Origin of the sequence: Enterococcus spodopteracolus (genome assembly GCF_030441955.1) — a bacterium.
In the GTDB taxonomy this organism is placed as follows: Bacteria; Bacillota; Bacilli; order Lactobacillales; family Enterococcaceae; genus Enterococcus_B; species Enterococcus_B spodopteracolus.
This window is the reverse complement of sequence record NZ_JARJHD010000034.1, coordinates 1-2,126: the sequence shown is the minus strand read 5'-3', so window position 1 is coordinate 2,126 and position 2,126 is coordinate 1. Positions and strand designations below refer to the sequence as shown.

At 47.5% G+C, this 2,126-nt stretch carries 5 protein-coding genes; all 5 read right to left on the bottom strand.

What is annotated here, in order from left to right; all coding sequences use genetic code 11:
* Positions 1-175 precede the first annotated feature (175 nt).
* The 5 genes from bet to P3R27_RS14175 all read right to left on the bottom strand — a co-directional run bounded on the left by bet (position 176) and on the right by P3R27_RS14175 (position 2,055).
* Positions 176-961 (bottom strand): phage recombination protein Bet, encoded by a 786-nt coding sequence (bet, locus tag P3R27_RS14195; RefSeq protein ID WP_000100844.1) that lies wholly within the window; start codon positions 959-961, stop codon positions 176-178.
* A 5-nt stretch (positions 962-966) separates the two neighbouring features.
* Entirely contained in the window at positions 967-1,263 is a 297-nt protein-coding gene (locus P3R27_RS14190) for a host-nuclease inhibitor Gam family protein (RefSeq protein ID WP_000995451.1), read from the bottom strand.
* A gap of 74 nt (positions 1,264-1,337) precedes the next feature.
* Entirely contained in the window at positions 1,338-1,466 is a 129-nt protein-coding gene (kil, locus tag P3R27_RS14185; RefSeq protein ID WP_001007579.1) for a host cell division inhibitory peptide Kil, read from the bottom strand.
* Positions 1,450-1,614 carry a protease FtsH-inhibitory lysogeny factor CIII gene (locus P3R27_RS14180; protein ID WP_001198861.1) on the bottom strand — a complete coding sequence of 55 codons (165 nt, stop codon included), beginning with the start codon at positions 1,612-1,614 and terminating at the stop codon, positions 1,450-1,452. The genes kil and P3R27_RS14180 overlap by 17 nt, the downstream gene beginning before the upstream one ends.
* A gap of 72 nt (positions 1,615-1,686) precedes the next feature.
* Positions 1,687-2,055, bottom strand: coding sequence for a DUF2528 family protein (locus P3R27_RS14175; protein WP_000065374.1), 369 nt, complete (start codon positions 2,053-2,055; stop codon positions 1,687-1,689).
* Positions 2,056-2,126 lie beyond the last annotated feature (71 nt).

Sequence of the window (2,126 nt, the reverse complement as noted above, 5' to 3'; positions counted from 1 at the left end):
GTGTGGAAGTAGGACATTTTCATGTCAGGCCACTTCTTTCCGGAGCGGGGTTTTGCTATCACGTTGTGAACTTCTGAAGCGGTGATGACGCCGAGCCGTAATTTGTGCCACGCATCATCCCCCTGTTCGACAGCTCTCACATCGATCCCGGTACGCTGCAGGATAATGTCCGGTGTCATGCTGCCACCTTCTGCTCTGCGGCTTTCTGTTTCAGGAATCCAAGAGCTTTTACTGCTTCGGCCTGTGTCAGTTCTGACGATGCACGAATGTCGCGGCGAAATATCTGGGAACAGAGCGGCAATAAGTCGTCATCCCATGTTTTATCCAGGGCGATCAGCAGAGTGTTAATCTCCTGCATGGTTTCATCGTTAACCGGAGTGATGTCGCGTTCCGGCTGACGTTCTGCAGTGTATGCAGTATTTTCGACAATGCGCTCGGCTTCATCCTTGTCATAGATACCAGCAAATCCGAAGGCCAGACGGGCACACTGAATCATGGCTTTATGACGTAACATCCGTTTGGGATGCGACTGCCACGGCCCCGTGATTTCTCTGCCTTCGCGAGTTTTGAATGGTTCGCGGCGGCATTCATCCATCCATTCGGTAACGCAGATCGGATGATTACGGTCCTTGCGGTAAATCCGGCATGTACAGGATTCATTGTCCTGCTCAAAGTCCATGCCATCAAACTGCTGGTTTTCATTGATGATGCGGGACCAGCCATCAACGCCCACCACCGGAACGATGCCATTCTGCTTATCAGGAAAGGCGTAAATTTCTTTCGTCCACGGATTAAGGCCGTACTGGTTGGCAACGATCAGTAATGCGATGAACTGCGCATCGCTGGCATCACCTTTAAATGCCGTCTGGCGAAGAGTGGTGATCAGTTCCTGTGGGTCGACAGAATCCATGCCGACACGTTCAGCCAGCTTCCCAGCCAGCGTTGCGAGTGCAGTACTCATTCGTTTTATACCTCTGAATCAATATCAACCTGGTGGTGAGCAATGGTTTCAACCATGTACCGGATGTGTTCTGCCATGCGCTCCTGAAACTCAACATCGTCATCAAACGCACGGGTAATGGATTTTTTGCTGGCCCCGTGGCGTTGCAAATGATCGATGCATAGCGATTCAAACAGGTGCTGGGGCAGGCCTTTTTCCATGTCGTCTGCCAGTTCTGCCTCTTTCTCTTCACGGGCGAGCTGCTGGTAGTGACGCGCCCAGCTCTGAGCCTCAAGACGATCCTGAATGTAATAAGCGTTCATGGCTGAACTCCTGAAATAGCTGTGAAAATATCGCCCGCGAAATGCCGGGCTGATTAGGAAAACAGGAAAGGGGGTTAGTGAATGCTTTTGCTTGATCTCAGTTTCAGTATTAATATCCATTTTTTATAAGCGTCGACGGCTTCACGAAACATCTTTTCATCGCCAATAAAAGTGGCGATAGTGAATTTAGTCTGGATAGCCATAAGTGTTTGATCCATTCTTTGGGACTCCTGGCTGATTAAGTATGTCGATAAGGCGTTTCCATCCGTCACGTAATTTACGGGTGATTCGTTCAAGTAAAGATTCGGAAGGGCAGCCAGCAACAGGCCACCCTGCAATGGCATATTGCATGGTGTGCTCCTTATTTATACATAACGAAAAACGCCTCGAGTGAAGCGTTATTGGTATGCGGTAAAACCGCACTCAGGCGGCCTTGATAGTCATATCATCTGAATCAAATATTCCTGATGTATCGATATCGGTAATTCTTATTCCTTCGCTACCATCCATTGGAGGCCATCCTTCCTGACCATTTCCATCATTCCAGTCGAACTCACACACAACACCATATGCATTTAAGTCGCTTGAAATTGCTATAAGCAGAGCATGTTGCGCCAGCATGATTAATACAGCATTTAATACAGAGCCGTGTTTATTGAGTCGGTATTCAGAGTCTGACCAGAAATTATTAATCTGGTGAAGTTTTTCCTCTGTCATTACGTCATGGTCGATTTCAATTTCTATTGATGCTTTCCAGTCGTAATCAATGATGTATTTTTTGATGTTTGACATCTGTTCATATCCTCACAGATAAAAAATCGCCCTCACACTGGAGGGCAAAGAAGATTTCCAATAATCAGAAC